Consider the following 7,221-nt stretch of genomic DNA (forward strand, 5'->3'; position numbering starts at 1 on the left):
CCTCGTGTGCGGCTTTGCCGCCCTTTCAGGTCTTTCTTGCCAATTTGTCGATGGTCGCTCCGCTCCTCGTTAAGGAAGCGTTTACGCATGTGATCATTGTGTATCAGCACCTCATTGATATGGACTGAACTGCGTCAGGTCGTGTAGACCTGACAACAGTTATTCCGCACCCCGTAATTCTATAAATATATATAGGAACAGACCGACGTTATTAACTGAGGACGCCGGTCGCATTTATTGTAGGAGAACAAGAAATTGAGCAAGAAGGTCGCTTTGAACTACTGTAGTGCGCGTTGCGGCGATGGCAAGACTGAGTATCTGGTTCGGAAGATCGGGCACACGCCCGGCCTGCACGTGCTGGCAGTAGATCGGCGCGATGTCATGGATGACCGTGAGCGACGCATCCGTGACGCAGCCATGAAAGTTGGCCTGACGCCGTTGATCCGCCAGATCAGGAGCCCGCGTCTGGGCTCGGACGACGGAACGGTTTCGGTCAAGCGGGAGTTCCGTCAGGCCGCCAATCAATTTCGTGAGTTTGGTCATGTCGTGCTGATCGTCACGCATGAGGCGGTGAAAGGGGCTGACCTGTCTGGCTTCAGCGGGTGGAGCATCGACATTGACGAGGTGCCGAGCATCCTCGACATGGAGGAGTGCCAGACGACCGCCTCGTGGCGGTTCTTCGACGGATGCTACAGCTTGGCTCCCCTTGACGGGTCAACGCGGTTCTCGCGCATTCTGGCGAAAACCGGAGCGCCGTCCGTGGCGGACTACGCGACCGACCAGAACATGCGCGAGTGGGTCACCTTCCACCGCCGCGTGGTATCGCGCCAAGGCGTAGTTTGCGATCTGCGCGATTGGGCTGAGATGTCGATCCCCGGTGCGACATGGCGCTGGTGGTCGATCTGGTCGCCGAATGAACTGGCGGCATTTGACTCCATCAGCGTTGTCGGCAACGCCTTTCGAGACAGCATGACGGCGAAGATGATCGGACACAATTTCCCCGAGGTTTCGCTTGAGGAATTCAAAGTCGCCAGCCGGGTCTGGCAACCGCGTGACGTGACGATCCGGTACTTTACCGACCGCCACGTAAGCGGAAGCTACTTCTGGTTCGGCAATAAACAACTGCGGGACGCCGGTGGCGTACCAGCGGGGGCCGAGTGCCTGCCAGCCTGGATCGAGTGGGTGCGGGCAAACACCGACCCGACGAACCATTTCTGGACATCCAATATCAGGAAGGAGATCGCGACCGATCGCATCCCGTGCTGGATTTCACCGAAGGTCAGCGGGGTCAACGACTGGCGGGCGTTTACGACGTGCAGCATGCTCTACACCAGCAAGGTCGAGCCCAATCTGCTGCCGGTCTACCAAGAGCTTGGATTGACGCCGCAAGACGTAACCGGTTCGCGTGAATATGAAGACCTGAAGCAATTCGTCATGCGCACCTCCCTGCGGGTGCCAGATGATACCCGGCCGGTCGTGATTAACCTGTACGACCTACAACAGGCCGAGGAGGTAAAGCGGTATCTGGAGACCAACTATCCATTTTCGGTTAAATTGGTTTATCAGGACATAGGGATCAATCACATCAACCAACCGAAGCCGGGGCCAAAGCCGGTGGTGCGGACCGAGGAGGAGCAGGCGGCGTACCTCGCCAAGGTTCGGCAAAGCGATGCCAAGCGGGCCCAGGAACGCCGCGACGAGGAGAAAGCTGAGAAAATCGCAGCAGGCACCTACCGGGGACGCGGACGGCCGAGGAAGGCATCCTGACGAACGGAAGTCTGATGGAATTCTTCATCGGGCTGACCGACATCATGACCGCCGACGCACTCCGCACGATGCTGAAAGCGGTTCTTGAGAACCGTGAACCGGATGAGATTTGGATTGTGGATGTCGTCGGCTATCTGACCCTTACCCAGCGCAGGCAGAGTATGGCTGCGGGGACAACATGGCGGCGATTTCCGCTATATCGGCCTGCTCACCGGAGTGGGGACCGCGCTGGGCGCGACGGCAAGGACCTGGGGGTAACCTGCGCCTTTATTTCAACGGCATTGGCGGCTCGGTTCAGTGCGAACCTGCCGCCACGCCAGGGCAACTAACGACAGTATATTATTATATTATTCGAAGAGGATTCAAATTTATGGATAATGACTTACTGAATGAATTGCTGACGCTGGTTGCCAGCATGGCTGAGCGGATTGAAACCCTGGAAGCGGCGAAGGACGAGCAGGACGCAATAAACACCCTGCTGACCCAGCAGATCGTCACCCTGGACACCCGGATCAGGGAGGCACAGGACGGCCTGAAAGCGATGCAGTCGCGCGAGACCAGAAAACTCGGCGGCATCGACTATGACCTGATGGCGAAGCTTCGGCGGGCGGAGTAATGATCCGCGATGCCAGATGTCCCGGTAGTGCCGGGTCCCCCGCTCAAACGTCCAAGACGAAACCACGCTGCGTCCCGGATCGGCTTCGCCGCTCCCAGCGCCCAAACTGCGCAGTGACGCCCCAAGGGCGTCAGGTCTTCCTGTATCGCTGGCTTCCGACCTTCGATATCGCCGGTCTTGCCGAGATAGGCCAGTGCCCAGCCGTGCTCCTCCTTAGATCAGGCGTTAGTCTCGACGCTGAGCGCCCGTGACGAAGCGTACCGCAAGCGTCCGACTGCCAGTTCGCGTCATTGCTCATCAGATCGCGTACGACCGGCATGATATGGTTGCGGTCCACGGTCGCTTGTGTCGCAAGCATTTTCGTTGCAGGAATCAGCGGCAGCGCGGCGGCGGCGCGGGAGAGTTCCAAAGCGATCTCGCGCAGTTTCGATGGTGAGTTCGGCAGTCGTTCGCTCCAGCTTCTCCTCCACCACCTCTCAGCAAGCAAGGCTGCTGGCGTGTCCGGGAGCGTGGGGGTGGGGAACCGGGCGCGGCGCTCGGGGATGGCGGGTGCGTTGGGCTGCGCAGCGGCGTGTGCCGACCCGCATACAACTAGTGCGTCGGCAGCCTGCTACCTGTCGCCGCTATTACGCTGCCTGCCAAGTGTCGCAAATAGTCCGCCGCCCCTCCTTAGCGCGGCCTACCAATTTTCTGACATCTTCTTCGGTCACATTGTCACAAGCCATCACCATCATGATGATTGGCTCACGGAGAAGATCGTCCAATGACGGTTCCCGAAGCACTCTGATTGGGTCGGGCTTCCGTAGGTGGTAACGCATGACAACCCCCTGAACTTGATGACTGGGGAAAGCCCACGGTATCATACTATTAAGGGTGTAGAGAATAACCATTATCATTACTACTTCAGCACGAAGCTTGTCTCTACGGCTGGAGTGTCTCACGTTCCTTGAGTCCCATGCTCGCTTATCAGCTTATCGGCGTCCTTCCAACGCCTCGACACCGCTTGAGCCTCTCGGACATGAAGATACCTGCCGCTCCGGGAGTGGGCGTTTGCACTTGACGCAGCGGCACTCGACTCCCATGCTGCAATGCAGCATAATGGGCCTTAACCGATACCAGGGTGGAACGTCGTCTCGCGTCTTTTAAAGGAGACCACCCATGCATCAGCTACACCACAAACCGAACACCTCAATTGAACCGCGTGGTGAACTGGCATCGCGCATGTTGGCGATGCCGTCGCACATCAACCCGATGGGCAACATCTTTGGCGGCTGGATCATGTCGGTGATGGACGCGGCGGCGCTGATGACGGCCACGAAAGTCGCCAATGGAACCGTCGTGACGGTGGCAGTGTCCAACATGACGTTCTTGGAGCCGGTTAGGGTAGGTGATGCGATTTGCTGCTACACCGACGTGACCACCATCGGCACAACCTCGATCACGTTGGCGGTTGAGGTGTGGGTGCTGCGTCAGGGCCAGGGTGCGCGGATCAAGGTCACCGATGCTGAATTCAAGTTCGTCGCATTGGACGATAGCGGCAGCCCCCGGCCCGTGCTTGTTCAGTCCAGCTAAAAATCTTCAACCTCTCAGGCTGGCTTCAGCAGGACGTTCACCTGATGGGTCTCGACGCCGACCACGCGTTGTTCAAGATACTGTCCAGCCCGGAAGAACAGAGCATCGATAAGCCGATGATGCGCCGGATCATGGAAACCGTCACGGGTTGTGATCGGACAATCTTACTGAACGCACTGACTTGCTCAAGGGGGCGGACATCCCGGAATGGAATGCCCGCTCGTCGGCGCTACGTGAGATTGCCTCGCTCGGGAATGCGGAGCACCTGACCGGGGTAGATACGATCCGGATCGCTGAGCATGGGTTTATTGGCGAGGAAGATCGTCATGTAAGCATTTGGATCGCCATAGATTTCGCGGGCGATTTTGGACAGGGTGTCGCCAGACTGGACGGTATGGAAGCGGGACTCCGGCTGGACCGGGTTGCCTTCGGGCAGGTCGGCGGCTGTGGCGATGGCAATCTGGTCCTCGACTTTTTCCACACCCTCGACATTGCCGAGCGCCAAGATCACCTTCTCCCGCTCCTCCTGGCTTCCGGCCATGCCCCGGACGGTCACGGTGCTCTCATCGACCAACACCTCGTAGGCGTTGGCGTTGTAGCCGATCCCGTTGATCTCAGCCTTAAGGGTTTCCGGCTTCAGTTCGACCTGCTTGCCTGATCCAAGCAGGAAATCAAAGAATCCCAAGGTGTCCTCCTGTGATGGTCCGCTGCCAGGGAAACAGTTGGGACGGCAAAACGGCCTTCCCTAAACCTGATCATCATACGTCAATGCCCTGAGAGTAAATTGGTCGTCAGGCCGGAACCACGGTGCCGAGCAATGTCTTCTCGACACCGGATAGAACAGATTGAAGGGCTGCCGGTGTGACGGGCTTGTGCATGACGGTGATACCATGCTTTGCGGCCACATCCCTGCATTCGGCCGCCGTGTCTCCGGTCAGGAGCACACTGGTGAACGGTTTGGAAAATCGTTCGCGCAGAGCCAGGATGACGTTGATGCCGGTCAGATCGCCTTCCAGACGGTAGTCCGACAGGACCAACTGAGGAGAGGCATTCTCCTCATCCAGCCGATCAACGGCGGTTTGTAGGCACGGAGCCGCGATAATGCGCCAACCCCATTCCTCAAAAAGTGTCTGCAAGGCCAGAAGTACCATTGGGTCGTCATCAATGACGAGAGCACAACCGCCAGCGGCGTTGACGCCCAGCACCGGCTCAAGTATCTCCGGGTTTTGCGCCATCGGCTGCATGGTGGCAACCGGTACGGTGATGGTGAACTCCGACCCTGAGCCAACGACTGAATGGACCCCCACCGGGTGATCCAGCAGATGCGTCAAGCGCCGCACAATGGCGAGGCCGAGACCAAGACCTTGCCTTCGGTCACGCTCAGCGTTTCCGATCTGGACGAACTCGGCGAAAATATCTTCGATGCGGTCATCCGGGATGCCGATGCCGGTATCGACAACCGCAATCTTGATAGTGTCGCCCGAACGCCGACACCTGATCGAGACGGTGCCGGTCTGCGTGTACCGGATGGCATTCTCCACGAGATTCCGGATAACGCGGGCCAGCAGGGCGGAATCGGTCTCCACAGCACAATCAAGGCAGTCCATATACCAGTTCAATTTTTTTGCTTCAGCAAGCAGGCGTGACTCGGCTTCAATTTGTTCAAGCAATGGCCGAAGCTGAACAGTTGACACGCTGGCCACAATCAGTCCCGCATCCAGCTTAGACATATCGAGCAGGCCATCGAGCAAGCCGTTCAAGGCGTTGAGCGCCTCTTCGGCGTGCGTCAGGGCCTTGGCGGCACGCGCGTCACTGACCTGTCCTCTCAGGACACCGAGCAGAAAGAACAGGCTTTGAACGGGCTGTCGCAGGTCATGGCTGGCTGCGGCCAGGAACTTGGACTTGGCAAGATCGGCGCGTTCCGCCGCCCTTCGGGCGTCCTGCGCCTCGTCCCGAGATGCCTGGAGGGCCTGCTCCGCCCGTTTGCGCTCGGTGATATCCATGCTGAAGCCGACTAGACGAAGCGGCCTTCCCTCAGCGTTGCGGATCAGATGACCGGTCCCCTCCAGCCACCGCAGGCCAAGGTCGCGGTGAACGATCCGATACTGCATGGAGAAGGTGTCCCGCTTTCCCTGCGCGACCTCACGGACGATCTGTGAGGCATTGGCACGGTCGTCGGGATGGACAACGCTGACCCACAATTCGAAGGATGGTACAACATCCTCGGCTTTGCCGATCAGGCGAGCGAAGTCGGCTGACCACTGGGATCGGTTCTTCAGGATGTCCCATTCATAAGCCCCCGCATTCGCCGTCTTCTGAGCAAGCCTCAGCATCCGCTCACTATCCCGAAGTGCCTGCTCGTTCCGCTTCTCCTCAGTCACGTCCTCGATGACGGCAATGGCCCCGCAATCCACGCCTTCACTGCCGCGCAGCGGAACTCCTGAAACCAGAATGGTCTTCTGCGAACCGTCAAAACACTCAATCGAGATCGCTTGGTTCAGCACTGTCTTGCCATGAAGCGCAGCCTGCACTCCCGGCCAATCGTGCTGTTGAACGGAGTCTCCGGTTTCCGCCCACCATCCGCGATACACTGCATCTCCATGGACGCCGCTATCTGGTCTGACAGCCCAAATACGGTCGGCGGCGGGGTTGGCGGAAAGTATCTGGCCGTTGGCGTCGAAGATGAAGACACCAATTGGAAGGTGATCCAGAACGAGTTGCAGGAGGCTTTGGCTGTGCTGCTGGCGCGCTTCGGTCGCCTTGAGTTCAGTGATGTCAAGCAGCACACCGTCCCAGATCGTACTGCCGCCCTCATCCCGGCGAACATTGGCGCTGGCCCGAAGCCAGTGCGTGCCGCCGCCGTGATCCTGAAACGCTCCCTCGAAGTTGAGCGGCGACAATGAGCGTTCGGACGCGGCCACGGCATCGAACCAACGCTGCCGATCCAGCGGGACCACCATTTCCATCAGGTGCTCGATGGTGGCTGGCACGCCTTCAGCCGTGTCATCGGGCATGATCATGTGACTGACATAGGGGAGTTCGATGCGGCCATCTGGGTGACGAACGCGCCGGAATATCGCACCGGGGAAATGATCCGCGACATCCGCAAAACGCTGCTCCAGCGCCTTCTCGGCCTGAAGTGCCTTAAGTTGGCTTTCGGCCTCCTGGCGTCGCGTGGTTGCCCGCATAGCCCATCCCGCCAGCGTCAACGTCATCAGCAAAGCGGCAGCGCCTCCAGCAGTGGCGGCATACAAGCTTCTTCGAAC

General features: G+C 58.8%; 6 protein-coding genes. 4 read left to right on the forward strand and 2 right to left on the reverse strand.

Annotated features, from left to right (window positions below; translation table 11 throughout):
* Positions 1-255: 255 nt before the first annotated feature.
* The 4 genes from AC5JJ6_RS32180 (at position 256) to AC5JJ6_RS32195 (ending at position 3,955) form a co-directional block, all read left to right on the forward strand.
* Positions 256-1,767: a hypothetical protein gene (locus AC5JJ6_RS32180; RefSeq protein ID WP_496045958.1), complete on the forward strand. Its 1,512-nt coding sequence runs from the start codon at positions 256-258 to the stop codon at positions 1,765-1,767.
* 14 nt (positions 1,768-1,781) lie between these two features.
* Positions 1,782-2,096, forward strand: a complete 315-nt coding sequence (locus tag AC5JJ6_RS32185; protein ID WP_496045959.1) for a hypothetical protein — start codon at positions 1,782-1,784, stop codon at positions 2,094-2,096.
* A 41-nt stretch (positions 2,097-2,137) separates the two neighbouring features.
* Entirely contained in the window at positions 2,138-2,383 is a 246-nt protein-coding gene (locus AC5JJ6_RS32190; RefSeq protein ID WP_496045960.1) for a hypothetical protein, read from the forward strand.
* Between the two features lie 1,158 nt (positions 2,384-3,541).
* Positions 3,542-3,955 (forward strand): acyl-CoA thioesterase, encoded by a 414-nt coding sequence (locus AC5JJ6_RS32195; RefSeq protein ID WP_496045961.1) that lies wholly within the window; start codon positions 3,542-3,544, stop codon positions 3,953-3,955.
* A gap of 229 nt (positions 3,956-4,184) precedes the next feature.
* On the opposite strand, the gene lysM is transcribed toward AC5JJ6_RS32195, so the two are convergent.
* Both lysM and AC5JJ6_RS32205 read right to left on the reverse strand, forming a co-directional pair.
* Positions 4,185-4,640 (reverse strand): peptidoglycan-binding protein LysM, encoded by a 456-nt coding sequence (lysM, locus tag AC5JJ6_RS32200; RefSeq protein ID WP_496045962.1) that lies wholly within the window; start codon positions 4,638-4,640, stop codon positions 4,185-4,187.
* Positions 4,641-4,746: 106 nt separating this feature from the next.
* Positions 4,747-7,221: PAS domain S-box protein (locus AC5JJ6_RS32205; protein ID WP_496045963.1), on the reverse strand; the 2,475-nt coding region annotated here is incomplete at its 5' end.

It is taken from the genome of Skermanella sp. (genome assembly GCF_059503625.1).

What these genes read in the sequence shown, in the direction of transcription:
- AC5JJ6_RS32185 (WP_496045959.1), top strand. Translation starts at nt 1,782, where the DNA reads ATGGAATTCTTCATCGGGCTGACCGACATCATGACCGCCGACGCACTC.
- AC5JJ6_RS32190 (WP_496045960.1), top strand. Translation starts at nt 2,138, where the DNA reads ATGGATAATGACTTACTGAATGAATTGCTGACGCTGGTTGCCAGCATG.
- AC5JJ6_RS32195 (WP_496045961.1), top strand. Translation starts at nt 3,542, where the DNA reads ATGCATCAGCTACACCACAAACCGAACACCTCAATTGAACCGCGTGGT.